The organism is Mesorhizobium sp. WSM4312 (genome assembly GCF_002294875.1).
In the GTDB taxonomy this organism is placed as follows: Bacteria; Pseudomonadota; Alphaproteobacteria; order Rhizobiales; family Rhizobiaceae; genus Mesorhizobium.
Map to the genome: position 1 here is coordinate 14,390 of NZ_NSFU01000018.1, position 24,746 is coordinate 39,135.

The 24,746-nt window shown below is 61.7% G+C and carries 30 protein-coding genes and 1 tRNA gene; 22 read left to right on the plus strand and 9 right to left on the minus strand.

Annotated features, from left to right (window positions below; translation table 11 throughout):
* Positions 1-18: 18 nt before the first annotated feature.
* Complete coding sequence (locus CK228_RS26775; protein WP_095789750.1) at positions 19-1,176, minus strand: patatin-like phospholipase family protein; 1,158 nt, start codon at positions 1,174-1,176, stop codon at positions 19-21.
* Positions 1,177-1,199: 23 nt separating this feature from the next.
* Positions 1,200-1,982 (minus strand): 3-hydroxybutyrate dehydrogenase, encoded by a 783-nt coding sequence (locus tag CK228_RS26780; RefSeq protein ID WP_095789751.1) that lies wholly within the window; start codon positions 1,980-1,982, stop codon positions 1,200-1,202.
* A 274-nt stretch (positions 1,983-2,256) separates the two neighbouring features.
* Between CK228_RS26780 and CK228_RS26785 the strand changes: the two genes are divergently transcribed.
* On the plus strand, positions 2,257-3,168 hold the full coding sequence (locus CK228_RS26785) for a LysR family transcriptional regulator (RefSeq protein ID WP_095775300.1): 912 nt from the start codon (positions 2,257-2,259) through the stop codon (positions 3,166-3,168).
* A 63-nt stretch (positions 3,169-3,231) separates the two neighbouring features.
* Here the strand turns inward: CK228_RS26785 and CK228_RS26790 are convergent, their stop codons facing one another.
* From CK228_RS26790 to CK228_RS26805, 4 genes are all read right to left on the minus strand, one after another.
* On the minus strand, positions 3,232-3,696 hold the full coding sequence (locus tag CK228_RS26790; RefSeq protein WP_095789752.1) for a DUF302 domain-containing protein: 465 nt from the start codon (positions 3,694-3,696) through the stop codon (positions 3,232-3,234).
* Positions 3,697-3,737: 41 nt separating this feature from the next.
* The gene (locus CK228_RS26795; protein ID WP_095789753.1) at positions 3,738-4,940 is read right to left on the minus strand and encodes an MFS transporter; all 1,203 of its coding nucleotides are present in this window, start codon (positions 4,938-4,940) and stop codon (positions 3,738-3,740) included.
* Positions 4,941-5,033: 93 nt separating this feature from the next.
* Entirely contained in the window at positions 5,034-5,516 is a 483-nt protein-coding gene (locus CK228_RS26800) for a cupin (protein ID WP_095775297.1), read from the minus strand.
* Between the two features lie 195 nt (positions 5,517-5,711).
* Positions 5,712-6,626 (minus strand): LysR family transcriptional regulator, encoded by a 915-nt coding sequence (locus CK228_RS26805; RefSeq protein WP_095789754.1) that lies wholly within the window; start codon positions 6,624-6,626, stop codon positions 5,712-5,714.
* 379 nt (positions 6,627-7,005) lie between these two features.
* Here CK228_RS26805 and CK228_RS26810 point away from each other — a divergent pair, with 379 nt between their 5' ends.
* The 5 genes from CK228_RS26810 to CK228_RS26830 all read left to right on the plus strand — a co-directional run bounded on the left by CK228_RS26810 (position 7,006) and on the right by CK228_RS26830 (position 10,678).
* Entirely contained in the window at positions 7,006-7,848 is an 843-nt protein-coding gene (locus CK228_RS26810) for a hypothetical protein (protein WP_095789755.1), read from the plus strand.
* Positions 7,849-8,077: 229 nt separating this feature from the next.
* The gene (locus CK228_RS26815) at positions 8,078-8,347 is read left to right on the plus strand and encodes a DUF2282 domain-containing protein (protein WP_095775294.1); all 270 of its coding nucleotides are present in this window, start codon (positions 8,078-8,080) and stop codon (positions 8,345-8,347) included.
* 42 nt (positions 8,348-8,389) lie between these two features.
* Complete coding sequence (locus tag CK228_RS26820; RefSeq protein ID WP_095775293.1) at positions 8,390-9,418, plus strand: DUF692 domain-containing protein; 1,029 nt, start codon at positions 8,390-8,392, stop codon at positions 9,416-9,418.
* A 16-nt stretch (positions 9,419-9,434) separates the two neighbouring features.
* A complete protein-coding gene (locus CK228_RS26825) occupies positions 9,435-10,190 on the plus strand; it encodes a DNA-binding domain-containing protein (RefSeq protein WP_245438120.1) in 756 nt (251 codons plus the stop codon).
* 11 nt (positions 10,191-10,201) lie between these two features.
* Entirely contained in the window at positions 10,202-10,678 is a 477-nt protein-coding gene (locus tag CK228_RS26830) for a DoxX family protein (RefSeq protein ID WP_095789757.1), read from the plus strand.
* A 117-nt stretch (positions 10,679-10,795) separates the two neighbouring features.
* Here the strand turns inward: CK228_RS26830 and CK228_RS26835 are convergent, their stop codons facing one another.
* A complete protein-coding gene (locus CK228_RS26835; RefSeq protein WP_095775324.1) occupies positions 10,796-11,710 on the minus strand; it encodes a LysR family transcriptional regulator in 915 nt (304 codons plus the stop codon).
* A 118-nt stretch (positions 11,711-11,828) separates the two neighbouring features.
* Between CK228_RS26835 and CK228_RS26840 the strand changes: the two genes are divergently transcribed.
* The 7 genes from CK228_RS26840 (at position 11,829) to CK228_RS26870 (ending at position 17,323) form a co-directional block, all read left to right on the plus strand.
* Positions 11,829-12,374 (plus strand): carboxymuconolactone decarboxylase family protein, encoded by a 546-nt coding sequence (locus CK228_RS26840; RefSeq protein ID WP_095789758.1) that lies wholly within the window; start codon positions 11,829-11,831, stop codon positions 12,372-12,374.
* A gap of 289 nt (positions 12,375-12,663) precedes the next feature.
* A complete protein-coding gene (locus tag CK228_RS26845; protein ID WP_245438121.1) occupies positions 12,664-13,095 on the plus strand; it encodes a DoxX family protein in 432 nt (143 codons plus the stop codon).
* Positions 13,096-13,190: 95 nt separating this feature from the next.
* Positions 13,191-13,427, plus strand: a complete 237-nt coding sequence (locus tag CK228_RS26850) for a GNAT family N-acetyltransferase (RefSeq protein ID WP_245318306.1) — start codon at positions 13,191-13,193, stop codon at positions 13,425-13,427.
* Between the two features lie 99 nt (positions 13,428-13,526).
* Positions 13,527-14,048, plus strand: coding sequence for a GNAT family N-acetyltransferase (locus CK228_RS26855; RefSeq protein ID WP_095789760.1), 522 nt, complete (start codon positions 13,527-13,529; stop codon positions 14,046-14,048).
* A gap of 260 nt (positions 14,049-14,308) precedes the next feature.
* Positions 14,309-15,385, plus strand: coding sequence for a class I SAM-dependent methyltransferase (locus CK228_RS26860; protein ID WP_095789761.1), 1,077 nt, complete (start codon positions 14,309-14,311; stop codon positions 15,383-15,385).
* A gap of 44 nt (positions 15,386-15,429) precedes the next feature.
* Positions 15,430-15,729, plus strand: coding sequence for an antibiotic biosynthesis monooxygenase (locus tag CK228_RS26865; RefSeq protein ID WP_095775287.1), 300 nt, complete (start codon positions 15,430-15,432; stop codon positions 15,727-15,729).
* A gap of 148 nt (positions 15,730-15,877) precedes the next feature.
* On the plus strand, positions 15,878-17,323 hold the full coding sequence (locus CK228_RS26870) for an adenylate/guanylate cyclase domain-containing protein (protein WP_095775286.1): 1,446 nt from the start codon (positions 15,878-15,880) through the stop codon (positions 17,321-17,323).
* Positions 17,324-17,413: 90 nt separating this feature from the next.
* Here the strand turns inward: CK228_RS26870 and CK228_RS26875 are convergent.
* Positions 17,414-17,488 (minus strand) — tRNA-Thr (locus CK228_RS26875).
* 163 nt (positions 17,489-17,651) lie between these two features.
* On the opposite strand from CK228_RS26875, the gene CK228_RS26880 reads away from it, so the two are divergent.
* The 9 genes from CK228_RS26880 (at position 17,652) to yacG (ending at position 23,358) form a co-directional block, all read left to right on the plus strand.
* Complete coding sequence (locus tag CK228_RS26880; RefSeq protein WP_095789762.1) at positions 17,652-17,828, plus strand: hypothetical protein; 177 nt, start codon at positions 17,652-17,654, stop codon at positions 17,826-17,828.
* 128 nt (positions 17,829-17,956) lie between these two features.
* Positions 17,957-19,249 carry a UDP-N-acetylglucosamine 1-carboxyvinyltransferase gene (murA, locus tag CK228_RS26885; RefSeq protein ID WP_010914066.1) on the plus strand — a complete coding sequence of 431 codons (1,293 nt, stop codon included), beginning with the start codon at positions 17,957-17,959 and terminating at the stop codon, positions 19,247-19,249.
* A gap of 168 nt (positions 19,250-19,417) precedes the next feature.
* Positions 19,418-19,849, plus strand: a complete 432-nt coding sequence (locus CK228_RS26890) for a DUF2948 family protein (RefSeq protein ID WP_095789763.1) — start codon at positions 19,418-19,420, stop codon at positions 19,847-19,849.
* A 7-nt stretch (positions 19,850-19,856) separates the two neighbouring features.
* The gene (hisD, locus tag CK228_RS26895; RefSeq protein WP_095789764.1) at positions 19,857-21,149 is read left to right on the plus strand and encodes a histidinol dehydrogenase; all 1,293 of its coding nucleotides are present in this window, start codon (positions 19,857-19,859) and stop codon (positions 21,147-21,149) included.
* Positions 21,150-21,155: 6 nt separating this feature from the next.
* Positions 21,156-21,641: a UPF0262 family protein gene (locus tag CK228_RS26900; protein WP_023776484.1), complete on the plus strand. Its 486-nt coding sequence runs from the start codon at positions 21,156-21,158 to the stop codon at positions 21,639-21,641.
* A complete protein-coding gene (locus CK228_RS26905; protein WP_095789765.1) occupies positions 21,629-22,099 on the plus strand; it encodes a low molecular weight phosphatase family protein in 471 nt (156 codons plus the stop codon). The genes CK228_RS26900 and CK228_RS26905 overlap by 13 nt, the downstream gene beginning before the upstream one ends.
* Positions 22,100-22,295: 196 nt before the next feature.
* A complete protein-coding gene (infA, locus tag CK228_RS26910; RefSeq protein ID WP_006200926.1) occupies positions 22,296-22,514 on the plus strand; it encodes a translation initiation factor IF-1 in 219 nt (72 codons plus the stop codon).
* 23 nt (positions 22,515-22,537) lie between these two features.
* Positions 22,538-23,164: a Maf-like protein gene (locus CK228_RS26915; RefSeq protein ID WP_095775281.1), complete on the plus strand. Its 627-nt coding sequence runs from the start codon at positions 22,538-22,540 to the stop codon at positions 23,162-23,164.
* Positions 23,161-23,358, plus strand: a complete 198-nt coding sequence (yacG, locus tag CK228_RS26920; protein ID WP_095775280.1) for a DNA gyrase inhibitor YacG — start codon at positions 23,161-23,163, stop codon at positions 23,356-23,358. The genes CK228_RS26915 and yacG overlap by 4 nt, the downstream gene beginning before the upstream one ends.
* Before the next feature lie 15 nt (positions 23,359-23,373).
* On the opposite strand, the gene CK228_RS26925 is transcribed toward yacG, so the two are convergent.
* Positions 23,374-24,744, minus strand: a complete 1,371-nt coding sequence (locus tag CK228_RS26925; RefSeq protein ID WP_095789766.1) for an alpha-glucosidase/alpha-galactosidase — start codon at positions 24,742-24,744, stop codon at positions 23,374-23,376.
* Between the last annotated feature and the right edge of the window lie 2 nt (positions 24,745-24,746).

Here is a 24,746-nt window from a genome sequence, read left to right on the forward strand (position 1 = left end):
GCGCCGCGATCGAACCGATCATTCTTGCGATTCGTGGATGACGATGCCCTGCAGCATGTCGACATCGCATTCCCACGGCTTCTCCGAGAGGACGCGCCGGCCATGTTCGTATCCCGCCTGCCAGCGCGTGCGGATGCCGGCGCGCGTGAAGTCGATGTCCTTGGTGTGGTCCTCGCCGTCCAGGCGTGGCGAAAGCAGCCGCACAAGGTGCATGACCGACGGGCAACCATAGGAAGCAAGTTCCTTGAACATCGGATCCTCGCGCCGTTCCTCTGGAACCAGCTTTCCTATTTCGCGCACGACGTGCCGCAGACGATGCAGTTGCTCCTGACGGGCAACATGGCTCCGGCCGCGGCTGGCGTATTGAAGGTCCTTTTGCCGGCCCATGACCTGCCAGATCGATTTGGGCTCGGTGGCGCGAGGCTGCCACATGTTGACGGCAAAGATCAGCGAGTCGCGCCGCGGACGGGCGTCGAGCACGACCTCGATGGGCGTGTTCGAATAGATGCCGCCGTCCCAGTAAGGCTCGCCGTCGATACGGACCGCCGGAAAGGCCGGCGGCAAGGCGCCCGACGCCATGATGTGCGCTGCCGACAAGGTCATCTCTCGGGTGTCGAAGTATTTGAGTTCACTGGTGTTGACGTTGACTGCGCCGACCGTCAGGCGGGTATGGCGCCCGTTGAGATAATCGAAGTCGATCAGGTCATTCAGCGTCCTCTTGAGCGGATCGGTCGTGTAATAGGAGGCGTTCTCGACGCCCACTTCGCGGTTCACTCCGAACATGGCGCCTGGATTCGGTTCGAAGAATCCCGGTATCCCCCGCATGACGGTGCCCATATTGGCGAAGACATTGCTTGGCACCATCATTCGAAAAAACTCATCGAGAGGGCTGATACGGCTGACGCCTTCCCAGAACTCCTGAAGCCTCGCCAGCCGAACCGTTGGATCGTTCCCGGCAATCAAGGCCGCGTTGATAGCGCCGATCGAGGTGCCGATGACCCAATCCGGCTCGATCCCGCCTTCGACGAGCGCCTGGTAGACACCGGCCTGATAGGCACCCAGGGCGCCACCGCCTTGCAGCACCAACACCGTTTGCCGCTGAACGGAAGCATCGGCCGGATGGGTGACCTCCGGCAAAGGTTCGGCGATCGGAGGATTTCGGGTGATCCTGTTCATGGTTCTTGCTCCTCGTTGCCGGTTCAATGGGCCGTCCAGCCGCCTTCGATCGGGATGATGGCGCCGGTGATCGAGGCCGCATCGGTCGAGGCGAGGAACAGGCAGAGCGCCGCGACCTCGGCCACGGTGACGAACTGCTTGGTCGGCTGGGCCGCCAGGAGCACATCCTTGATCACCTGCTCCTCGGTGATACCGCGGGCCTTGGCCGTATCCGGTATCTGCTTTTCGACCAGCGGTGTGAGCACGTATCCCGGGCAAACCGCATTGACGGTGATGCCCTGTTCGGCGACCTCCAGCGCAACCGTCTTGGTCAGCCCGGCGATGCCATGCTTGGCGGCGACATAGGCGGATTTGTAGGGCGAGGCGACAAGGGCGTGGGCCGACGCAACGTTGATGATGCGGCCCCATTTGCGTTCTTTCATAGCCTGCAGCGCACGCCGGATCGTGTAGAAGGACGACATCAGATCGATCGCCACGACTGCTTCGAATTTCTCGATCGGAAAGTCGTCGATAGGCGCGACATGCTGGATGCCGGCATTGTTCACGAGGATGTCGACCGCGCCGAACTCGGCGATTGCCTTGTCCATCATCGCGGTGATTGCGCTGCCCTTGCTCATATCCGCACCGTCGTAGCGAACAGGCACCCCATGGTCCGCGGCAAGTTTTGCCCGCAGCAACTCAATCTCGCCGGGATCGCCGAAACCGTTTAAGACGATATTGCAGCCCTTTGCGGCGAAGGCTTCGGCAATGCCTTGCCCGATGCCGCTGGTCGAGCCTGTGATCAGTGCCGTCTTTCCTCTGAGCATCGTTGTTTCCTTCGATTGGAACCGCAGCCAAAATGGCCCGCAAAACGCTGCGAGCACGGGCCCTAGGCCCGGGTCTTGAGTTCTGGACCAAGTATGGCGGGCAGCTGGAGACAGCGGAAATGCCGTTGAGACATGGATTCGATAGCCGACGGTCAGATCGTCAACCTGTCGCCTGGGACATCATCACCAGATCGGGTTGTTTGACGTCGGGGCAACTAGTAAGATCACGCGGCAACGTGGGTCGTCCCGCATGCCAGCCGCTGGGGAGCTCGCAGTGGAGATCAGCCAGGTAAGATATTTCTTGGCCGTCGCCAAGGAACTGAATTTCACCAGGGCAGCAGAGCTGTGCAACGTTACGCAGCCGGCACTGTCACGCGCGATCAAGCTGCTCGAATACGAGTTCGGCGGCGCGCTTTTTCACCGCGAGCGACGCTTTACACATCTGACGGAACTTGGTCGCATGGTCGAGACCTATCTCGAAGGCGTTTTCGAGAACTCCCGGCAGGCAAAGGAGATCGCCGAGCAATATGTGCACCTTAAGAAAACGCCTCTCCGGGTCGGCATCATGAGCACGATAGCTCCGGATGAGATCATCGAACTCATCTCGTCCGTGCGCACACACCATCCCGGCGTTGAGCTTCATCTATGCGATGCCGATGCACCGAGCTTGCGACGACGGCTGCTCGGAGGCGACCTTGAGGCGGCTATTTACGCGCTGCCGTCAAATGTGCCCGATGAGGAAGTTCACTCCTTGCCGTTGTTTCAGGAACAGATGGTGATGGCTGTTCATCTCAACCATCGCTTGGCCAACCAGCCCAGCGTTCGGGTGACGGATATGAGCAATGAGACCTACATCCACCGCAACAATTGTGAATTTGCCGGTTATGCCGACGCCATTCTTTCCGAGCAGGGCGTCACGGTCAGTCCTGTTTACTGGAGCGATCGTGACGATTGGACGCTCGCGATGATCGCCGCCGGGCTTGGTTTCGGGTTCATGCCTGAGCATACCGCCAAGCACCCCGGAGTGGTGCCGTTGCCGATCACCGATCCGGAATTCTGGCGCGAGGTCAATCTCGTCACGGTGCGCGGCCGCAGGCATTCGCCGGCGGTTGGCGCGCTCGTGCGCGAGGCCACGCAGAAGAAGTGGTTCGGCGAGCGTGCAAAGGCGTTATCCGCCGCGGAATAGCCTCTGCGCGCAAACGCGTTCTTTCGCATGCCGGAGCGCGGGATCTCCGGTACGTGTCCAGGCTCAGTTCTTCCTGATCGTCGAGGTCACGGACTGGATGACCTCGGTCGCCATCTTGAACTGCGGCGAGCGGTCGGTGATACCATGGCGCTTGGCGATCCAGTCGAAGTCGCTATAGGCGGCGTAAACCGCACCATCCGCTGTCTGGTAGACCAGCACGCGCACCGGCCAGTCGAGGCCGGCTTCCGGATTTGACGTGATGAAGGTCGTCCCAACCGCCGGATTGCCAAACATCACCAGCCGCGACGGCCTGACATCGTTGCCGGCATTCTTGCCAAGTCTTGCTTGGTCGATGACGCCAAAGAACTTGATGCCCTTCTTGAGAACATCCCTCTTGATGCGCGCGACCGTCTCGCCGACGGAATAGTCGCTCTTCACCGTCACAACGCCATCAGAAGCGGCGGCCGGGATGACGGCAGCTATCAGGATGGCGGCTCCGGCAATCATGGTTTTCAGGGAGTTGGTCATGTCAGTCTCCTTTGTTGGATAGCCATTTTCGGTTCTGGGTGTCACGTTTTTGAGGGTTGCAGCACGCGCGCCACTGCGATCGCACCCGCAAGGAAGGCGGCGAGCACGGCCACGCATGCGGTCCACCCGACTCGGTCGTAAATCTGTCCGATGACGAAGCTGCCAGCGAGCCCACCCGCGTAGTAGGAGGCCAGGTAGATGCCGCTCGCGGCGGTGCGATCTCGCGAGGCTGTCCGGCTGACATGTCCGGTAGCTATCGCTTGCGCCAGGAAGGTTCCCATTGCGACCAACGCCATCCCTGCAAGGACGATCGGCAGGCTGGTCGTGAGCAACAGCAGCAGCCCGGCGATTGCCATCGCAAGCGTTGCACCGATGCCGATCCTCGGGCCGAGACCGGCCGTGACACGCCCGGCGAGTGGCGTGGTCAACATCGATGGCAGGAAAACGAAATAGATCAGTCCCAGTGCCATCGGCGACAGCGACAGCGGCGGGGCAACAAGCTGGAAATTCACATAAGTGAAGGTTCCTATGAAGACGAAGAGGATCAGGAAGCCGATCGCGAAACAAGCGCGCAGTTCGGCATTTTCCAGCGGGCCCTTCCAGGACGCACGGGCAGTTTGACCGATCGTATCGGCGCGCGTCGTTGCGGAGGTCTTTTGCAGCGTGTGCCAGACGAGCGCCGCGCCAAATAGATTGAGGGCCGCGAAGGTCAGGAAGTTTGTGGAGATGCCGAACGTGTCGGCGACGGCGGCCGACATCAGGCGTCCGAAAAAGTTGCTGGCGACGTTGCCCGTCACATAGGCGGCAAGCGCACTCGTCGTCTGCCGCGCGGAGAAATGCTCGGCCAGGTAGGCCATCGTCAGCGTGAACGCGGTCGACATGCACAGGCCTTGCGCCACTCGCAAAAAGGCGAAGACGACGATGCTGTCTGTTTGCGAAAGCAGCGTCGTTGGGATGGCAAGGATGGCGAGGCTGATCCAGATGCCATTGCGGCGATCTATGCCGCGCCCGAACAGAGCGATGGCGATCCCGGCTACCGCCATGCCGAACGTGCTGGCATTGACGGCGAAGCCCATGGTCGCGCGGCTGACGCCGAATTTTATCACCAGTGAGGGCAGTATTGCTTGGGTGGCGAACAGATCGACAAGCGTAAGAAATGCGATCAACGCAACAAGGCCAAAACGCCAACTGTCGGCGGCCACCGTGTGCAGCCGCGCCGTCTCTGTCTGTTCACTGGTTGTCATGACGGGGCTCCGTGGCCGGACGTCCCCAGGAGATCACCCCGAGGACGCGCTTTCGGTTGCTGATGTTGGAATCTGTTCGCCGCGCCGAGCGGCTCACATCATGTGGTCTTCGTGCATTGCCGGCGGCAGGACGTCGGCTGAATACAGCACCGCCGGCACCTTGCCGTTGTTCTTCCACCAGTGAGCGAGCTGGCCGAACTCGGCGGTCACGTCGCCTGCCGGATGCTCGATGCCGACCTTGCAGGTGCTGCGATATTCGGTGATCGAGCCTTCGACGACGATAATGTTGGCTGGGCGGACATTGTGCTCATGCCACGGCACGACGCCGCCCGGCTGCACGACGAGCTTGCGCAGGCGCAGCATATTGCCTTTCCAGGCCTCGCCCTTGCTGCTCAGATCGATCGCGGAGAGAACCGTGTCGACGACGCCGACCGGCTTGCTTGGATGTTCCTGGATGTCGGTCGTGGCGGCCTGGCCGGCTGGGCAGTCGCCGGCGAAGGCCGGAGCAGCGGAAAAGGCAGCAGTTGCTGAAAGCAGCCCGACCGCAAACGCGAGGTTGAGTTTCTTGATGGCCATCTTGTATTTCTCCTTTGTCGGTGCCCAAACGCGGGAGGCGGGGCATGACAGGGAGAGTGATCGGAGCCGCGAAGAAAGAGAAATGCTGACTGGCTTTCGATTCGATACCTGAAAACTATCGTGGACCATCACACCTGCATGTGAGGCACACGCGGCAAACCGCCTCGCGCGATCCTCTAATTCTTCGATTTTGCTTCAGGCAGCGGTCTTTTGGACCGCCTGGACAATCGCGCTCTCAGGCCAGCCATGCGCCTTGACGCTGTTTACGAAAGCCGATGCCGCAGGCGAGAACCTGCGGCCCGCAACGACAACCAGGGATACTTCCCGCCAGACCTCAGGATCAATGACGGGACGGACCTGCAACCCTGGAATCACCGCGCTGAATTCGGGGATGAAGCAGATGCCCAGTCCTCCGGACACCATATTCTGGATCCAGTCCTCGCGTTCGCTGGCGTAGGAGATCCTGAGCTTCACACCCCGATCCGTGCACAGGCCGGCGAGGTGATCGCGATACTCGCAATTGAGACGTCTGAGATAATTTTCGCCATCGAGTTCGGAGATGGCCACGTTGTCATTGCGAGCCAGCCGATGGCCGTTTGGAAAGGCGAGGACAAAGCGCTCGCGATAAAGCGGTGTGACGTCGAAGCGGTCCGGGAAGCTGTCGCTTGACGCCATGATGGCGACGTCGATCTCGCCCGACTCCAGAAGTTGGGAGAGCGATGCCGGCACGCCTTCGACCAGCTGCAGCTGGATGCCCTGCTGGCGTCTGTTGAAATCGGTCAGCAAGCCGGTGAAGCGACGCGGGCCGATGGTGCACATGACACCGACCTTGAGGTTGGCGTTTTCCAGGCACAGGAACCTCGATGCCTCCTGCCGCACTCCTGTCAGTTCGTCGAGTATCTGCTGAAAACGGGGGCGAAGAAGCACACCCAGATCGGTCAGGTGGGTCAAGCTTCGTTCACGACGAAACAGCAACCCTCCGACCTCCTCCTCGAGCTGCTGGATGGCGCGAGACAGCGCCGGCTGAGTGACGTTGCACTTTTCGCCTGCCCGCGTGAAGTTTCGTGTCTCGCACACGGCCAGGAAGTAGCGGATGTGGTGAATGTCCATGCCGATTTGTCCCGAGTTGCATACGAGGCTGTTCGTGCGTCGGAGACTGCAGCAAGGCTCGCTTTGGCGCCAATGCACTGCGGCTATAAAGTCGATAGCGGTCCGTCATGGCGCCCGTGACGGTGCGCGCGGCGGACAGCTTGTGTTGCTGACACGCTCCTCTTTGTGCTGAAGGCCCGCCGGCGACCCTCTTGGCCTCCGTTCCGAAGCGAGATCGCGGGATTCTCGCCAGCCTGGCAAAACCTTGCGGTGCGCAAGGGATTGCAGCCAATGCAATCTCCCTATGGAGTTCATGCCACCTTGGCATTTCGCTAACGGAGGATCATGCGGCAGTGTCTCCATCGAACGCCCTGCCTGGCGTTTCGGGAGGAGACCCAAGATGCAAATCCAGGCCACAACCGACGAAGCCTTCATTGCCGGTGCAAGACCCGCGATGGAAGACCGGCAGCTTATCGACATTACCCTGGCAAGCGACGCGCACGGCGCATTTGTCTGGGGCGTTCTCGATCGCTTGCTGGATGAACCTCGCCTTTCCTTCCGCAGCATCACCGCATCCGGTTTCGGAGGCATGGAAGCAGCGGTTCTTGCCTACGGACTTGCTTTGGGCGGCAGGCGTGGGGCAAAGACGGCGCTTACCAATTTCTGGCGGCGCGTCAGCCACGCATCGATGTCTGTGGCCGCGATAGCCAATCCATTGAAATCGATCCTGGAGCAGTCGATCGACATTGCCGAATTGCACAAAAATAGCTGCCAGTTGAAGCTCAACATCCTGGCTTCGAATGCCAGCACCGACACCGTGACGATTTTCTCCGGCGACCAGTTGTCGATCGACGCGATCCTGGCGGGAGCGACAGTCCCATTCCTCTTTCCGTCCGTGGAAATCAACGGCGATACGTATTGGGGCGAAGGCGATTTTTCGGCATTGCCGCCGATGCAGCCGATCGAGGCTGGGCATTGGCTCATCGTCAGCGGCAAACCCTCCGGTTGCATGACACCTTGTGCGGCTTACCGCCCCGCCGCGAATGCCGTGAACCCAGCATCTGTCCTCTTCGACAGTCATCACAGAACAAGCGCTGCCCTGTTTACCAGGCCTTGGACCGACTGGGGCGAATTGACCGACATGCGTGACCGCGGACGGCAGCGAGCCGAGGACTGGCTCCTCGCCGACCACTCGGCCTCAAGCGAAAGCTCCGTCGTCGACAGCAAAAATCGATACGTCTAGGCGCCTCCCTCCGCCTGGCCGCGCCTGCTTCGCCCGCTCACGAACGCAGGCGCCAAGCCCTCCGGTTCCCCGCCGGAGGGCTTTTGCTTGGCAAGGGCTTCAACATAGTGACCGCGTATCAATTCCATGCCGAGACAGCATTTCAGCTCGGCTGCCGGATCAGGGACACTGCTTGCAGACAGGCCGCAAGGTCGGTCTTTCCCTCGAAACGCAACCAGGAGACACGTCTGTGATCAACACCAAGACCCTCATCGGATCGGCCCTCGCGGCAGCCACTTCGCTTGCTACAACTGCAGCCTATAGCGGCCCGGCTGCCAAGCCCGCCTTCGCCTTCGAAAAGTGCTACGGCGTCGTCAAGGCTGGCCAGAACGACTGCCAGACCGCGACGCATTCCTGCGCCGGCACCTCCACCGCCGACAACCAGCCGGATTCGTGGCTCTACGTGCCGGCCGGCAGCTGCGCGAAGATCGCTGGCGGCAGCGACAAGCCAAAGGCCTGACCGATCAGACTTCGAGCCAACCCCCTTGGAAGGAGCAGACCGATGTCCCGTGCATTTCAGCGCCTCTCGATCCCCCCATCAGCGGGCATAGGTCTTCGCTCACCCCACATCAGCGAGATGCTGATCCGCAGACCCTCCGCTGGCTGGCTCGAAGTGCATGCCGAGAACTACATGGGCCACGGCGCCGGCGTCGAGGCGTTGGACCGACTGCGCCAGATCTATCCGCTATCGGTTCATGGCGTTGGCCTCTCGCTGGGCAGCGCGCGAGGGGTGGACCGCGATCATCTGGAAAGGCTGCGCAAGGTCTGCGAGCGCTTCCAGCCCGATCTCGTCTCGGAACATCTGGCCTGGAGCGTGGCCGACGGCGCCTACCTGAACGACCTGTTGCCGCTGCGCTATGACGAAGAGGCGCTAGCGATCGTGGCGCGCAATGTCGAGACTGTCCAGGGCGCTCTGGGGCGGCAGGTGCTGATCGAAAACCTGTCCGCCTATGTCGCGTTTGCAGACTCCTCCATGAATGAAGCTGAATTTCTGGCCGAACTGGTGGCGCAAACGGGCTGCGGCCTGCTGCTGGATGTCAACAATGTCCAGGTTTCGGCGCACAACCTCCAATATGATGCAAAAGCCTTCATCGATGCGCTGCCAGTAGAGGCTATCCGCGAGATCCATCTTGCCGGACATGCGACCAATCACGTCGGGGCCGACACCGTCCTCATCGACGATCATGGCTCGCGCGTGCCACCGGTTGTCTGGACGCTCTACCAGCATGCCATAAGTCGGCTTGGACCGCGCCCTACCCTGATCGAATGGGACACTGATGTTCCTGTTCTCGATGTGCTGCTCGGCGAAGCGATGTGGGCCGACATGCTTTCCGCTTCGATCATGTTCAACCGCAAGCAGGCCGCAAGGCAGGCCGTCCCGACCATGGTCCTGCCAGTGTCCAGCCTGCCAACTTTCGAAAGCACGCGAACCAGCATGCCTGTGCTTGCGGCATTTGCCGCCGCCAGAACAAGACCGGCGATGCCCGTCGCCTTGCCGACAATCGGGGGAGGATATCATGCTGCCGCTTGAACATCTGCAGACCATCGTGGCGCGCTCGGTGCTGGCCATGGAGCCTCTGATCGACGCAAAAATGCTCACCGCCGGCAAGGCCGACCCAATGGCTCGCCTGCGCATCTACCAGAACAACACACGCAGTTCTTTGACTGCCGTGCTGATGGCGGTGTTCCCCGTTACGGCCCGCCTCGTCGACGAACGTTTCTTCCGCTTCATGGCGAGCGAGTTCATTCGACGGCATCCGCCGGTGGAGTCACGCCTGGCGCGATATGGCGCGGGCTTCCCTCGCTTCCTGAAGACCATCGACACCCTGTCCGACATGCCGATCGTCGCCGAAACGGCGCGGCTCGAATGGGCCATTGCCGAAGCGCTCGATACAGCTTCGCTGTCGGCCCGCAGTCTCTCAGAATACGACAGCACCGACCTTGGCCTGTCGCCGGATATCCTGCTCCAGCCCTCACTGCGACTGATCGTCTCGCACTGGTCGATCCTATCGGTATGGATGGAGCATCAAAAGGAGACGGCGGCCGATGAAAAAATCACCTGGACAAGGCGCCCCGAACGCGTGGCGCTGTGGCGGTCGGGGAACTACGTGCGGCTTTTTCTGCTCGACCGCGCGAGCTTCGCCTTCTGGCATTCGCTGAAGCACGGCTTCGGCCTTGAGCATGCCGCTGGTTGCGCCTTGGCGCTCGACCCGGCCTTCGACCTGGTTTCAGCGCTTGTGCGTCTTTTCCGCGACAGGCTCGTCACCGACGTGCGCGTCCCGGTGCTCCCCCTCTCAAACTGAAGGACACGATCATGACTGCGATACAGGAATATTCCACCCCTCGCCCTGCCGGCCTTGTTGGTCTTTACCGACGAGTGATCAAGTTGCCGGAGTATGTCCCATTTTCACTGGTCCAGCTCGCAGCTCGAGTCGCGATTGCGCATGTCTTCTGGCAGTCTGCACAATCGAAGCTGGCGTCCTGGCCGGTGACGCTGCAGCTGTTCGCCAGCGAATACAATCTACCCCTCATCGATCCGTCGATCGCGGCGCCGCTGGCGACAACGGCAGAGATCACCGGGGCGGTGCTGCTTTTCCTGGGGCTGTTCTCGCGTCTCGGCGCGCTGATGCTGCTCGGCGTTGTTTCAGTGATCGAGATCTTCGTGTTCCCGGAGAACTGGGCCGAGCATCTGCTGTGGGCCTCGCTGTTGCTGCTCGTTCTAACACGGGGCGCCGGCGTCCTTTCGCTCGACTACGTCGCAGAGCGGACCTTTTCAGCGTCTAGAAAATGACTGAGGAAGCACGGTGCGCATCCGAGGCTCGCCGACTTCCAGACACCTATGTCCTGAAATCCGTGTGAATTAGGGCTCGTGCAGAAGACAACCTCGACCATCAATGGCGGGTGGCCATCACTCATGCTTTGGCGGCGCGAGGGCTTTTCGCAAACGCGGGGCTACGAAATCAAGAAAGAATCGCATCTTGAGTGGCAAAAGCCCCTGGCCTGCATGGACGAGGCTGACCGCCATGGGTTCCGGTTCGAACTGTTCAAGAACGGCCACCAACTTTCCTTGCGCAATCGCCTTTGCCGCCTGATAGGAGAGCACCCTGGTGACGCCTACACCTGCCACGGCCGCGTCGACTGCGGCTTCAGCCGTATTCACTGAAAGGCGTGAGCGAATAGCTACGGTCTGCTCGACATTCGAGCCTGGCGTGGCAAAACTCCAGGATGTGGCGGACGCCAGAACATCGAAGGTGACGCAAGAAACTCCAGCAAGATCGGCCGGCGCCTTTGGCACGCCATGGTCACCCAAATAGGCCGGACTGCCGCAGACAACGCGACGCACGGATCCTACCCGCGTAGCCACCATGCTGCTGTCTGGCAAAGGGCCAATCCGCACAGCCATGTCGACATGATCGTCGACGAGATTCACATTGCGGTCTGACAACAACAACCGGACATTGATGTCCGGAAAGTGCGACAAGAAATCATTTATCGCCGGCAGCACATGCAGTCGTCCGAATACGACCGGAGCCGTAATGATCAGATCGCCCTTTGGCGCGTTGTATTCACCAGATGCGGTTCTCTCCGCCTCGCCCACCTGCTCCAGAATTCTCTTGCAGGCGGCGACATAGGCGGCTCCGCTGTCGGTCAAGATGAGCCGGCGTGTCGATCGGACGAGCAATCGGGTGTGCAAATAGGCCTCCAACTCCGCAACTTTGCGACTGATCGTTGGAAGGGGTGTTCCAAGTTTGCGCCCTGCAGCGGAGAGACTGCCGGTTTCGGCCGCGGCGATCAGAATTGACATGGCTTCGAGGCGGTCCATGCGCAAGCCCTTCCACATATTGAGAGGCCATATCTCCAAGTTATCCAATACTCTCGTCTTCTGGAAGATAATAGGTAGCACCTGTCGCACCGCCATCATCGAACAGGAGAGCTATAAAATGTCGCGCATTGCCATCCCGACCCGTGAAGCAGCCCCGACCGCCTCGCAACCCATTCTAGACGCCGTGAACAAGCAGCTTGGCGTCGTTCCCGGCCTTTTCCGCCTCGTATCCATAAGCCCTGTCGCTCTGGCGGGCATGACCAGCCTGTCCGGCGCGCTCACCAGAGCACTGGACGTGAAAACCCGCGAGCGCATTGCATTGGCCGTTGCCCAGGTGAACGGCTGCGACTACTGCCTGTCCGCTCATACCTATCTCGGCCTTAACCTGGCAAGGATCAGCCCCGAGGAGATCGCGCTTAACCGCAAGGGCAAATCGAGCGATTCGACGGCTGACGCGGCGGTGCGTTTCGCTGCCAGGGTGGCGGAGACCCGCGGCAAGGTAACGGACGCCGACATTGCGGCCGTGAAATCGGCAGGTTTTACCGAGGCTCAAGTCATCGAGATCGTCGTCATCGTAGCCGAGAACTTCCTGACCAATCTCATCAACAATGTCGCCGAGACCGATATCGACTTTCCCGTCGTTCTCGCCGCCGAAGCCGCCTGACCGACCCCGCTCCCACATTACGCCCGGTCCGCCGGCTAAGGTGGGCAGGGCGATTTCGGTGGTCTCGTCGAGGCTCCCGCAGCGGCGGTAACGATGCCGTGAGGCTGTAACGGTCGGTCCCATTGGGCGAATAAGAGGTCGTCTCCCTAGCCCGCCATGGCGGGCTTTTTTCGGATAGCGCCGAACTCAGGCACGCCGCCCACAGAAAGGTATACCGGTAATGCATCTCCGTGGAATTATCACGAGAACTAAACTCTCCTCGTCCACCGCGGCAGCCGGATGGGCGCCGTTGCCGATAAGGTTGATCGTGGGCTTTGGCTTCCTTGCCCATGGCTATGCCAAACTCAGCAGAGGGCCGGGAAGCTTTGGCGTCGTACTTCAAACACTCGGTGTCCCAGAGCCTCAAGCGCTAGCATGGTTGACAACGCTGGTTGAACTTGTCGGCGGCGGTGCTGTCCTAGCGGGCGCATTCATTCCGCTCGTTAGCGTGCCGATGGCTATTGTGCTTTTGACTGCATTGTTCACGGTCCATTCCCAGTATGGATTCTTCTCGGTGAAATTTGCTGAGGTGACGGCCGAGGGGATCCGGTTTGGGCCTGTCGGCTACGAAATCGTCCTGCTTTACCTAGCCGGCCTTGCAACGCTTGCAGTAGGCGGTCCTGGCCCTTTGTCGCTTGAGACGGTCTTGTCTCGAACCAAGGGAAATGAGCGCTCGAAATGACCACCCTTGCCCAACCCGAGCACGATCTTTCTGCAATTGAGATCGACGCCTTCGAAGACAGATCTACGCCTACAACCGGGTAGCTGTCGGGCGTGATGACGCTTCAGGGCCCTGGTTTTGTGATCCGCGACGCGGTTGGACGTATCGTCGGCGTTGCAACGGGATTTTCCTGGGCAGACACTTCCGAACTCAAACAGATGTGGATCGACGAGGCGCATAGGGGACGTGGCTATGCGCGAGCGTTGTTGAACGCCTTCGCGGCCGAGGCCGAAGCTCGAGGCGTTCGGCGGATTTGGGTGCAGAGCCATGATTTCCAAGCCAGGAGTGTATGAAAAATCCGGCTTCGTGCGCGTAGCTGAATTTGCGGATTGGCCCGAGGGACACTCAAACGTCATTCTCTGCAAAATACTTGAAGAGCCGACTGCAACCCAATGACCCCCATCCGAATTGCGCAAGACCCTGACGCGGAAGCACTACCCGATATCGAACAGTCGGCGGGTGAAGCTTACCGTGGGATCGAGGAGCTTGCCTGGATTGCCGATGGCGATAACCAGACAGTCGAGCGCCACCGTGAACTCATCGCCAAGGGCACGTGCTGGGTCGCGGCGGAGCTCGACGACCCGCCGGTCGCATTCCTGAGCGCGGAGATCCAGGATGACACGCTGCACATCTGGGAACTTGCCGTGCGCCTTGATCGACAACGCTTGGGTATCGGACGCGCCTTGCTAGAAAAGGCCATTGCGGATGCGAGGCGTCGCCGCCTTGTCGCTCTTACTCTGACGACCTTCCGAGACGTGATCTGGAACGCGCCATTCTACCAGAAGCTGGGTTTTCGGGTGATGGATGATGCGCAGGCCGGAGAGCGGCTTCGCCAGGTGCTGCGCCGAGAGGTCGAACATGGAATGCCGGCAAGCCAACGTTGCGCCATGCGCCTTGTTCTTTCTGAAACTTGAGCGCCTTAGCATGAGGATTCACATCCCTTTGACGCGATGAGCCAGGCGCCCCTGAGCTAGCACATTCGCTCCGATGCTCTGCCGACGTATAGGCCCGCTCTCGCTGAGAATTCCAAGGCATCGGTCACGTTCCTGTGAAGCTGTAACGGTCAATCGCTACGGGGCGAATAGTGGACTGTTATGGCGAGGCCTTCCCCGGCGACGGGATATGGCTTGTCGCCCATGGCAAGTGTTTGGGATCGAGCCGGAGGAGAAACCCGATGCTAAAGCGCAATCAGGAAAAACTGCCCGACCAGGAAAAGCTGGAGGCCCTGCTAGGAAGGATGGTCGGCGATCTCGGTGCCATTACCACCGGGGCGGCGGTCCTGCTGGGAGACAGGCTCGGCCTTTTCGCGGCAATGAGCGCGGGCGGCAAGATGACCGCCGCACAGCTCGCCAAAAGGACCGACACGCAGGAGCGGCTGGTCCGCGAATGGCTCTCGGCGCAGGCGGCGGCAGGCTATGTCGAATATGACGAGGTGGGCGACAGCTTCTACCTCAGCCCCGAGCAGGAGCAGGTCTTCGTCAACGAGGACAGCACCGCCTTCATGGCCGGCGCCTTCGAGGTCGTCTCGGCGCTGTGGCTCGACGAGGAGAAGGTCAGACAGGCGTTTCGCTCCGGCAACGGCCTCGGCTGGCACGATCACAGCGCCTGCCTGTTTCGCGGCACGGAACGGTTCTTCCGGCCCGGCTACAACGCCAATCTGATCGGCTCCTGGTTGCCAGCGCTCGATGGGGTGGTCGAGAAGCTGGAGCGAGGCATAGACGTCGCCGATGTCGGCTGCGGCCATGGCGCCTCTACCGTGCTGATGGCCAAGGCCTTCCCGAATTCGCGCTTTACCGGCTTCGACTATCACACCCCGTCGATCGAGCGCGCCCGCGCCGCCGCGAAAGAGGCGGGCGTCGCCGGCAACACCCACTTCGAAGTTGCGGCAGCCAAGGATTTCCCAGGCACCTACGATCTCGTCGCATTCTTCGACTGCCTGCACGACATGGGCGATCCGGAGGGTGCTGCCAAGCATGTGCACAACGCGCTCAAAGCGGATGGCACCTGGATGATCGTCGAGCCCTTCGCCCACGACCAGCTCTCGGCGAACCTCAACCCGGTCGGCCGCATCTATTACGCCGCCTCGACCTTCATCTGCACGCCTGCCTCGCTTTCGCAGGAGGTTGGTCTCGGCCTCGGCGCCCAGGCGGGCGAGGCCAAGCTGCGCAAGGTGGTGTCGGGCGGCGGGTTCAAGCGGTTCCGCCGCGCCACCGAAACCCCGTTCAACATGGTTCTCGAGGCACGCCCATAAGGCTGGCCAAGCAAGAGAGTCTTCGCAGTCGATTGGAGGAAGGCATGACTGCTTACAACGTCGTTCGGTTCCGCACCAAGCCGGGCAAGGAACAGGCATTCATCGATGCACACAAGAAAGCGAGCCTCGACGCCACGGGCTTCCGAAAGGCCGCTCTGATCAAGACCGGCGACCGGACCTTCTGCGTCGTCGGTGAATGGAACGACTTGGACAGCCTCGCGGCGGCACGGCCCCAGATGATCGGCCTTTTGGACACCATGCGAGACATGCTGGAGGATCTCGGCGGCGACCTTGGCATGACCGATCCTGTCTCCGGAACGGTCGTCGCCGATATCAGGGCCTGAAGGGGCCTGGCTGCGGGCTTGGTGTGCACCCCCCTCGACCGCTTATGTGGGGGCCGGTCCATCAAAATCAGTGAGCGACGCACGAATTACTGGAGTGCGCTGAGCCTTCGACGTATAGGCTGTCGTGAGGCAAGGTTGAGGATCCGGCGTGACGATAGTCGACGATCGTCTTCTTGAAAGCAAGATGACCAAGGTGGAGCAGGCGCGAGCCTGGAGCCCACGCGTCATCTCGAAATTCGAGACGCTGATCAAGAGCGCCGACGACCACTCACTCTATCGCGTTAATCCGCTGACCTTTGCTCGCGACCGCGCGATCGCCGAGCCTGAAGCAATCGACCTCTTCCTGCATGCCGCCCGTTGTGGCTTGTTCGACATGAGCTGGGATGTGCTGTGTCCCCAGTCCGGGATGGTGCTCGACAGTTTCGGCGCCCTGCGCACGCTGAAGACCCACTACGTCTGTGGCCTGTGCGACGTATCGGGCGACACCAACCTCGACGACTTCATCGAGGTCACCTTCTCGGTATCGCCGAAGTTGCGGCGCCTGCCTTACCACGATCCCGAGACACTCCCTGTCGAGGATTTTCACTGGAAGCTCCACTTCGGACATGACGGGCGGCTACCGGGGCAAGACGTTCGCTTTCTTGACGTTCTGCGCGGCTTCGTTCGGGGCATGACGTTTCTGCCGCCCGGCACCACCACAGTTCTCCGCGCCGACCTGGGACCGGGCGGCCTTTCGGGCGTCAACGTGCAGACGCAGGCCGCATTCGCTGTGCCAATATCAGGCGATCCGGTGTTGGCGCCGACACTTCTGAAGATCGATTATGACGGCAAACGCTTCTTGCCGGCGTTGCCCGCTGTGCCACCTGGTCCGATTGTCATCGAGGTAGCGAATACGGGGACAGTGCGAGGTTCGTTGCTTGTCATCAACTGGCCGCCCGAGCTTGTCGCGCTGACCACCAAGCCGGCGCTCGATTTCGACCCTTATGTTTCCGGTGGAGCGCTGCTTGCGCGGCAAACCTTCCGCCAGCTCTTCCGGTCCGAACGTGTCGACGAGAAGGAGGGGCTCGGCATCCGGCAGATCACCTTCCTGTTCACGGACCTCAAGGGTTCGACCGCCATGTATGAGCGCCTGGGTGACCTCAACGCCTATGCCTTGGTCCGCGAGCATTTTGCTCTGGTCAACGCGGCGGTTCAGCAACACTCCGGAGCGGTGGTCAAGACGATTGGGGATGCGGTGATGGCTGTATTCTCGCAGCCTTCGGATGCGATTTCGGCTGCACTCCACATCTTTGAAGAAATCGATCGCTTCAACGGCGACCATGACGGGCCGGGGATCATCCTCAAGATCGGGGCCCACTGTGGACCGTCGATCGCCGTGACGCTCAACGACAACCTCGACTATTTCGGCCAGACCGTGAATGTCGCCGCGCGCGTGCAGTCCTTGGCGGAAGCCGGACAGATCTGCATTTCCGAGGCGCTCTATTGCGCGCCCGGGGTTCGCGAAATGCTTGCCGGCCATCGTGTCGTGGCTTTTGACGCCCCTCTTCGAGGTGTGGAGGGTGATGCAACCGTCTATCGCATCATGCGCGAATAGACACCATTGCGTGCCAACGCCATTTCGCACAGCCTAGGAGTTGGACCTCAGGTCGTCCGCCAAGGTCTTGAGCAATTCAAGGGGATAGACTGGTGCTGCGAGAGAGGATTGAACTCTCGACCTCTCCCTTACCAAGGGAGTGCTCTACCACTGAGCTACCGCAGCCGCTGATGGCGGGGCTTCTGCCATATCGAACCGGCGAGCGCAAGGCCAAGAACAACGCTTCTGTGAAAGCCTTTGCCGGATAGCTTTCAATGACATGGCGGCGCCACAATGTTGGCTATCCCTGAACGGCAGGTTTGGCCGGGTCGCCGGCCGGGACGGGACGATGAGCGACAAGACGATATCACCGAAAAAGGGCGGCACGAACCGCAAGGACCGGCTCGCCGAGCAGTTGCGCGCCAATCTGCAGAAGCGCAAGGCGCAATCGCGCTCGCGCCGCACGGGTGAAGCCGACCAGAGGCCGGACGGGCTCGGTGCGGCCAAGGAAATACGGAAAGATTAACTCAAATCGGCCACTCTTGGCCCGGATGCGTGGAAATCCTATTTCTTGAACCATACCGGCCAATGGTCTAGACGGGCCGATACTCAAACGATTGAACCGGCCTTTTTGGCCGAGAGGGACATTCTCCAATGGATCGCATCAGAATTGTCGGCGGCAACAAGCTTGCCGGAAGCATTCCGATCTCGGGCGCGAAAAACGCCGCCTTGCCGCTGATGATCGCCTCGCTTTTGACCGACGACACGCTGACGCTGGAAAACGTGCCGCATCTGGCCGATGTCGAGCAGTTGATCCGGATCCTCGGCAATCACGGCGTCGATTACTCGGTCAATGGCCGCCGCGAGAAGCAGAATGAGGGCTATTCGCGCACCATCAACTTCTCCGCCCGCAACATCGTCGACACGACGGCGCCCTACGAACTGGTGTCGAAGATGCGGGCGTCATTCTGGGTGATCGGGCCGCTGCTGGCCCGCATGGGCGAGGCCAAGGTGTCGCTGCCCGGAGGCTGCGCCATCGGCACGCGCCCGGTCGACCTGTTCCTCGAAGGCCTGCAGGCGCTTGGCGCCGATCTCGACGTCGACACCGGCTATGTCATCGCCAAGACCAAGAATGGCCGCCTGGTCGGCAATCGCTACGTCTTCCCCAAGGTCTCGGTCGGCGCCACCCATGTGCTGATGATGGCGGCTTCGCTGGCCAAGGGCGAGACAGTGCTGGAAAACGCCGCCTGCGAGCCTGAAATCGTCAACCTCGCCGAATGCCTCAACGCCATGGGCGCCAGGATTTCCGGCGCCGGCACGCCGACCATCACCATTGACGGTGTCGAATCGCTGTCGGGCGCGCGCGTGCGCGTCATTCCCGACCGCATCGAGACCGGCACCTATGCCATGGCCGTCGCCATGACAGGCGGCGACGTCGTGCTCGAAGGCGCGCGGCCGGAGCTGCTGCAGACCGCGCTGGACGTGATTTCGCAGACGGGCGCCGAGATCACCCAGACCAATTCCGGCATCCGCGTGAAGCGCAACGGCGCCGGCATTTCGCCGGTCGACGTGACGACCGCGCCCTTCCCGGCCTTCCCGACCGATCTGCAGGCGCAGTTCATGGGCCTGATGACGATGGCCAAGGGCAAGTCGCGTATCACCGAGACGATCTTCGAGAATCGCTTCATGCACGTCCAGGAACTGGCCCGACTCGGCGCCCACATCACGCTTTCTGGCCAGACGGCGATCGTCGACGGCGTGGCGAAGCTGAAAGGCGCGCCGGTCATGGCCACCGACCTTCGCGCGTCCGTCTCTCTGGTCATCGCCGGCCTCGCCGCCGAAGGCGAGACCACGGTCAACCGCGTCTACCATCTCGACCGCGGCTTCGAGCGGCTGGAGGAAAAACTGTCCAACTGCGGCGCGGTGATCGAGCGCATTTCCGCCTGACGATTGAAAGCCGCCAGCTTTCGCATAGAGACAGCCCCATAGGCCTTCATCCCCTGCCGGCACCGCAAACCCGAGGCAATAGCCTCGGGTGGAAGTCGCGTCGCGGTTGCACCGGCCGGAAAGACCGCCTAACAGAAGGCTGAAACCAACCTTAGGTGCAAATTCCGCATGGCCCTCAAGCTTATCGCGCTCGACGACCAGGATCTGAGCATCGTCTCGGCCCATGTCCAGGACGCCGTGATGAAGGTGTCGGACCTCGAATTCCTGCCTGCGGCCAAGCGTTTCGTGCTGACCATGAACCGTTTCGTCTGGGAGGCGAAGTCGGGCCTGTTCCGCCAACACAATGAGCGGCGGCAGGCAGTGCTGCATTTCGACCGGGTGCTGGGCGCCAAGACCAACGGCATTGCCCGCGACAAGCCGGCGGAGGTGCTGTCCCTGCTGGCGATCAGCTTCATCGAGATCAGCAAGCCGGCCGGCATCGTCGAAATCATCTTTTCGGGCGGCGGCACCATCATGCTCGATGTCGAATGCATCGAGGCCCGCCTTGCCGATATAGGCGGCGCGTGGGAAGCCACGTCGCGCCCCATTCACAAGGCTTGAGCGCGCCATGGCCATCACGCTTCGCCAGTCCGACGCCGATTTCGAGCAGCGCTTCGCCGCTTTCCTGACGACCAAGCGGGAAGCGTCCGAGGATGTCGACGCAGCGGTTCGCCACATCATCGCGCGCGTGCGCGCCGAGGGTGACGCGGCACTGATCGACTACACCCAACGGTTCGATCGGGCCGATTTGACGAGCCTCGGCATTGCCGTGTCGAAGCAAGACATTGCAGCCGCTTACGAGATGGCTGATCCAAAGGCGATCGAAGCGCTCGAATTCGCGCGCGATCGCATTCGCTCCCACCACGAACGGCAGCGGCCGAAAGACGATCGCTACACGGATGCCGCCGGCGTCGAACTCGGCTGGCGCTGGACAGCGATCGAGGCCGTCGGGCTCTATGTGCCGGGCGGCACCGCGAGCTATCCAAGCTCGGTGCTGATGAACGCCGTGCCGGCCCGCGTGGCCGGCGTCGAGCGCGTCGTCATGGCTGTGCCGGCTCCTGGTGGCATCATCAATCCGCTGGTGCTGGTGGCGGCCGACATATCAGGCGTGACCGAAATCTACCGCGTCGGCGGCGCGCAAGCGATCGCCGCCCTTGCCTATGGCACAGAGACCATAAGGCCGGTCGCCAAGATCGTCGGACCGGGCAATGCCTATGTCGCGGCGGCCAAACGCCAGGTGTTCGGAACGGTCGGCATCGACATGATCGCCGGTCCGTCGGAAGTGCTCGTGGTGGCCGACGGCAACAACAATCCCGACTGGATCGCCGCCGATCTGCTCGCCCAGGCCGAACACGACGTGTCGGCGCAATCGATCCTGATCACCGACGATCCGGCCCTCGGCAAGGCGGTCGAACAGGCGGTCGAACGCCAGTTGCAGACCCTGCCGCGCGGTGAAACCGCAGCGGCGAGCTGGCGCGATTTTGGCGCGGTGATCGAGGTCGCGACCATCGAGGCCGCGCTGCCGCTGGTCGACCGCATCGCCGCCGAACATGTCGAACTGGCCATTGACGATGCCGAAGGGTTCCTGTCGCGGATGCGCAATGCCGGCGCCGTCTTTCTCGGGCGCCACACGCCGGAAGCCATCGGCGACTATGTCGGCGGCTCCAACCACGTGCTGCCGACCGCGCGCTCGGCGCGCTTCTCGTCGGGCCTGTCCGTGCTCGATTTCGTCAAGCGGACTTCGATCCTGAAGCTCGGACCGGAGCAGTTGCGCGTGCTCGCGCCAGCGGCGATCGCGCTCGCCAAGGCGGAAGGGCTCGGCGCGCATGGACGGTCCGTCGCTATCCGGCTGAACATGTAGGCCGAGATGACGGGCTCCGATCAAACCCGCGCAAAACTGATCGATGTCGAACTCGATGAATCGATCGGCCGTTCGACACCCGATGTCGAGCATGAGCGGGCGGTGGCGATCTTCGACCTGATCGAAGAGAACAGCTTTCAGCCCGTCAACGACAGCGGGGCGGGCCCCTACCGGCTGAAACTGTCGCTGGCCGAGCAGCGCCTGGTCTTTGCCGTAGCACGCGAGGACGGTACCGCTGTGGTCACCCACATCCTGTCGCTGACGCCGCTCAGGCGCATCGTCAAGGATTACTACATGATCTGCGAAAGCTATTACGACGCCATCCGCTCCTCGACGCCCAGCCATATCGAGGCGATCGACATGGGCCGGCGCGGCTTGCACAATGAAGGTTCGCAGACGCTGATGGACCGGCTGTCCGGCAAGATCGACATCGACTTCGATACGGCGCGCCGGCTGTTCACGCTGGTCTGCGTGCTGCACTGGCGGGGCTAGCCCTGGTACCCGGCGCCCTGCCCCGCTCGATCCTGTTCGTGTGCGGCATGAATGCCGTGCGCTCGCCAATGGCCGAGCAACTGGCGCGCCGGATGCTGCCCGCCACCATCTTCGTCGCCTCGGCCGGCGTACGCGCCGGCGAGCGCGACCCGTTCGTCGATGCGGTGCTGGCTGAGGAGGGGCTGTCGCTGGGCGAGCGTCATCCCAGGACGCTGGACGATCTCGAGGACGACTATTTCGACCTGATCGTGACGCTGGCGCCGGAGGCGCACCATGCCGCGCTGGAGCTCACCCGCTCGCTCGCCGTCGAGGTCGAATACTGGCCGACACAGGACCCGACCAATGCCGGCGGCACGCGCGAGCAGATCTTGGCGGCCTACCGCGACGTGCGCGAGCGGCTAAAGTTGCGCATAAGCCGACGTTTCTTGGCTTCAGAGGCAAAAAACGCGACAGATTAAGCGTGTTCACAAGCGGACGATTATCATATAGGTTCCGCCGAAATTCCGGCTAGAGTCGGATGATTTCAGGTCTGTTCGACCTGAAATCATCCGACTCTAAACCAAGAAGTAGAGCATGATGTCGTCCGAAAACCGCTTCACACTTTTCGGCATCATGCTCTAAGCGCTGGAACTGCAATCCAAGCAAAGGTATCGAATGCCGAAGGAAGAAGTCCTCGAGTTTCCGGGTGTCGTGACGGAATTGTTGCCCAACGCGATGTTCCGGGTGAAGCTCGAAAACGAACACGAGATCATCGCCCATACGGCCGGCCGCATGCGCAAGAACCGCATCCGCGTGCTGACCGGCGACAAGGTTCTGGTCGAGATGACGCCATACGACCTGACCAAGGGCCGCATCACCTACCGCTTCAAGTAAGATCGAGGCTTGGCCGGAACGCGATGAGCATTTTGCAGAAGCTGGTGCTTGCCTCGGGTTCGCCGCGCCGCATTGAACTGTTGCAGCAGGCCGGCATCGAGCCGGACCGTATCCTGCCAGCCGATATCGACGAAACGCCGCTGCGTGCCGAGCATCCGCGCTCGCTGGCCAAGCGGCTGTCGAAGGAAAAGGCCGAGAAGGCGTTCGCGTCGCTGAACACCGAGACGGATCATGCGCCGAGCTTCGTGCTGGCCGCCGACACCGTGGTTGCGGTCGGGCGGCGCATCCTGCCCAAGGCCGAGACGCTGGACGATGCCGCCAACTGCCTCGGCTTGTTGTCCGGCCGCTCGCACCGGGTCTATTCCGGCATCTGCCTGATCACACCGGGCGGCAAGCTGCGCCAGCGACTGGTCGAGACGCGGGTGCGTTTCAAGCGGCTGCCGCGCGAGGAGATCGAAGCCTATGTCGCCTCGGGCGAATGGCGCGGCAAGGCCGGCGGCTATGCCGTCCAGGGTCTCGCCGGCTCGTTCGTCGTCAAGCTGGTCGGCTCCTACACCAACATCGTTGGCCTGCCGCTCTATGAGACGGTGGCGTTGCTATCGGGCGAAGGCTTCAAGATCCATCAGAGCTGGCTGACCGCACGGCCATGAATTCCGACTCCAAAATCACGCCGCTGCGGCCGAAGCGCCCCTGCCCCGAATGCGGCAAGCCGTCGGCGCGCGACACCTTTCCGTTCTGCTCGGCCCGCTGCAAGGACATCGACCTCAATCGCTGGCTGAAGGGCGCCTATGTCATCAAGGCCCGCGACGACGAGGAAGAACCCGACACCGACGAGCCCAAGTAAGACCGGGATCGCCCGTCAGGCGGCCTCGGTCTTGCGGCTGACGCGTGCCCAAGCCGGCAGCCAGTCGCCGTGAGCAGCCAGGAGATCATCGACCAGTGACCAGATCTGGTCGAGGTCGAGTTCGGCCGCCGTGTGCGGATCCATCATCGCCGCATGGTAGATGTGCTCGCGGTTCTCGCTCATCAGCGCCCGCACCGTCAGTTCCTGGACGTTGATGTTGGTGCGGATCAGCGCCGTCAATTGCGGCGGCAGGTCGCCTATGTAGGTCGGCTGGATGCCGGAGGCATCGACCAGGCATGGCACTTCGGCGGCGCAGTCGCGGGGCAGCGAGGTGATGCAGCCATTGTTGCGGACATTGCCGTAGATCACCGACGGTTCGCCGGTCCAGACCGAGTTCATGATCGAGGAGGCATACTCCCTGGACTCCTCGACCTCGATGCGCTGGGCCGAGCGGTAGGCCTGCGCCTGGTCTTTCCAGCGCTCGATCTGCTCGATGCAGCGCTTGGGGTATTCGTCGAGCGGAATGCCGTATTTCTCGATCAGATCGGGGCGACCCTCCTTGATGAAATAGGGCGTGTATTCGGCGAAATGCTCCGAGCTTTCGGTGACGAAATAGCCGAGCCTGGTCAGCATCTCGTAGCGGACCTTGTTGGGGCAGCGCGGATTCCAGCCGGGTTTGGGCGCGCGGCCTTCGCGATAGGCGCGCACGAGATCCGGATAGAGGTCGCGGTAGGAGCCGTCGGGCTGGCGGTGCTCGAATTTCAGGTAGAAGGCCATGTGATTGATGCCGGCCGAGCGGTAGCGGATGTCCTCGTAGGGAATGCCGAGATCATGCGCCAGTTCCATCGCCGTGCCTTGCACCGAATGGCAGAGCCCGACCTGCTTGATGGTGGGGTATTTCTCCGAAATCGCCCAGGTGTTGATCGCCATCGGGTTGACGTATTGCAGCATGATCGCTTCGGGGCAGACGGCGAGCATGTCCTCGCAGATCTTCCATAGATGCGGCACGGTCCTCAGGCCGCGCATGATGCCGCCGACGCCGAGCGTGTCGGCGATCGTCTGGCGCAGGCCGTATTTCTTCGGCACTTCGAAATCGGTGACCGTGCAGGGCTCGTAGCCGCCGATCTGGAAGGCGACGACGACGAAATCGGCCCCGGCAAGTGCCTTGCGCTGGTCGGAATAGGTCTCGGCCTTCGCCTTCACGCCGAGCGTCGCGATCAGCTTGTTGACGACAATGGCGCTCTCTTCCAGCCGCTGCGGATTAATGTCCATCAGCGCGATCGTCGCGCCCGAGAGGGCTGGCCGCTGCAGCACGTCGCCGACAATGTTCTTCATGAACACGGTCGAGCCGGCGCCGATGAAAGTGATCCTGGGATGTCTTGCCATGC

What these genes read in the sequence shown, in the direction of transcription:
- CK228_RS26805 (WP_095789754.1), bottom strand. Translation starts at nt 6,626, where the DNA reads ATGGACATTCACCACATCCGCTACTTCCTGGCCGTGTGCGAGACACGA.
- CK228_RS26790 (WP_095789752.1), bottom strand. Translation starts at nt 3,696, where the DNA reads ATGACCAACTCCCTGAAAACCATGATTGCCGGAGCCGCCATCCTGATA.
- CK228_RS26880 (WP_095789762.1), top strand. Translation starts at nt 17,652, where the DNA reads ATGAGCGACAAGACGATATCACCGAAAAAGGGCGGCACGAACCGCAAG.
- CK228_RS26820 (WP_095775293.1), top strand. Translation starts at nt 8,390, where the DNA reads ATGTCCCGTGCATTTCAGCGCCTCTCGATCCCCCCATCAGCGGGCATA.
- murA (WP_010914066.1), top strand. Translation starts at nt 17,957, where the DNA reads ATGGATCGCATCAGAATTGTCGGCGGCAACAAGCTTGCCGGAAGCATT.
- CK228_RS26810 (WP_095789755.1), top strand. Translation starts at nt 7,006, where the DNA reads ATGCAAATCCAGGCCACAACCGACGAAGCCTTCATTGCCGGTGCAAGA.
- CK228_RS26860 (WP_095789761.1), top strand. Translation starts at nt 14,309, where the DNA reads ATGCTAAAGCGCAATCAGGAAAAACTGCCCGACCAGGAAAAGCTGGAG.
- CK228_RS26915 (WP_095775281.1), top strand. Translation starts at nt 22,538, where the DNA reads ATGAGCATTTTGCAGAAGCTGGTGCTTGCCTCGGGTTCGCCGCGCCGC.
- CK228_RS26890 (WP_095789763.1), top strand. Translation starts at nt 19,418, where the DNA reads ATGGCCCTCAAGCTTATCGCGCTCGACGACCAGGATCTGAGCATCGTC.
- CK228_RS26850 (WP_245318306.1), top strand. Translation starts at nt 13,191, where the DNA reads ATGACGCTTCAGGGCCCTGGTTTTGTGATCCGCGACGCGGTTGGACGT.
- CK228_RS26835 (WP_095775324.1), bottom strand. Translation starts at nt 11,710, where the DNA reads ATGGACCGCCTCGAAGCCATGTCAATTCTGATCGCCGCGGCCGAAACC.
- CK228_RS26855 (WP_095789760.1), top strand. Translation starts at nt 13,527, where the DNA reads ATGACCCCCATCCGAATTGCGCAAGACCCTGACGCGGAAGCACTACCC.
- CK228_RS26795 (WP_095789753.1), bottom strand. Translation starts at nt 4,940, where the DNA reads ATGACAACCAGTGAACAGACAGAGACGGCGCGGCTGCACACGGTGGCC.
- CK228_RS26780 (WP_095789751.1), bottom strand. Translation starts at nt 1,982, where the DNA reads ATGCTCAGAGGAAAGACGGCACTGATCACAGGCTCGACCAGCGGCATC.
- CK228_RS26925 (WP_095789766.1), bottom strand. Translation starts at nt 24,744, where the DNA reads ATGGCAAGACATCCCAGGATCACTTTCATCGGCGCCGGCTCGACCGTG.
- CK228_RS26830 (WP_095789757.1), top strand. Translation starts at nt 10,202, where the DNA reads ATGACTGCGATACAGGAATATTCCACCCCTCGCCCTGCCGGCCTTGTT.
- CK228_RS26900 (WP_023776484.1), top strand. Translation starts at nt 21,156, where the DNA reads ATGACGGGCTCCGATCAAACCCGCGCAAAACTGATCGATGTCGAACTC.
- CK228_RS26775 (WP_095789750.1), bottom strand. Translation starts at nt 1,176, where the DNA reads ATGAACAGGATCACCCGAAATCCTCCGATCGCCGAACCTTTGCCGGAG.
- infA (WP_006200926.1), top strand. Translation starts at nt 22,296, where the DNA reads ATGCCGAAGGAAGAAGTCCTCGAGTTTCCGGGTGTCGTGACGGAATTG.
- yacG (WP_095775280.1), top strand. Translation starts at nt 23,161, where the DNA reads ATGAATTCCGACTCCAAAATCACGCCGCTGCGGCCGAAGCGCCCCTGC.
- CK228_RS26840 (WP_095789758.1), top strand. Translation starts at nt 11,829, where the DNA reads ATGTCGCGCATTGCCATCCCGACCCGTGAAGCAGCCCCGACCGCCTCG.
- CK228_RS26800 (WP_095775297.1), bottom strand. Translation starts at nt 5,516, where the DNA reads ATGGCCATCAAGAAACTCAACCTCGCGTTTGCGGTCGGGCTGCTTTCA.
- hisD (WP_095789764.1), top strand. Translation starts at nt 19,857, where the DNA reads ATGGCCATCACGCTTCGCCAGTCCGACGCCGATTTCGAGCAGCGCTTC.
- CK228_RS26865 (WP_095775287.1), top strand. Translation starts at nt 15,430, where the DNA reads ATGACTGCTTACAACGTCGTTCGGTTCCGCACCAAGCCGGGCAAGGAA.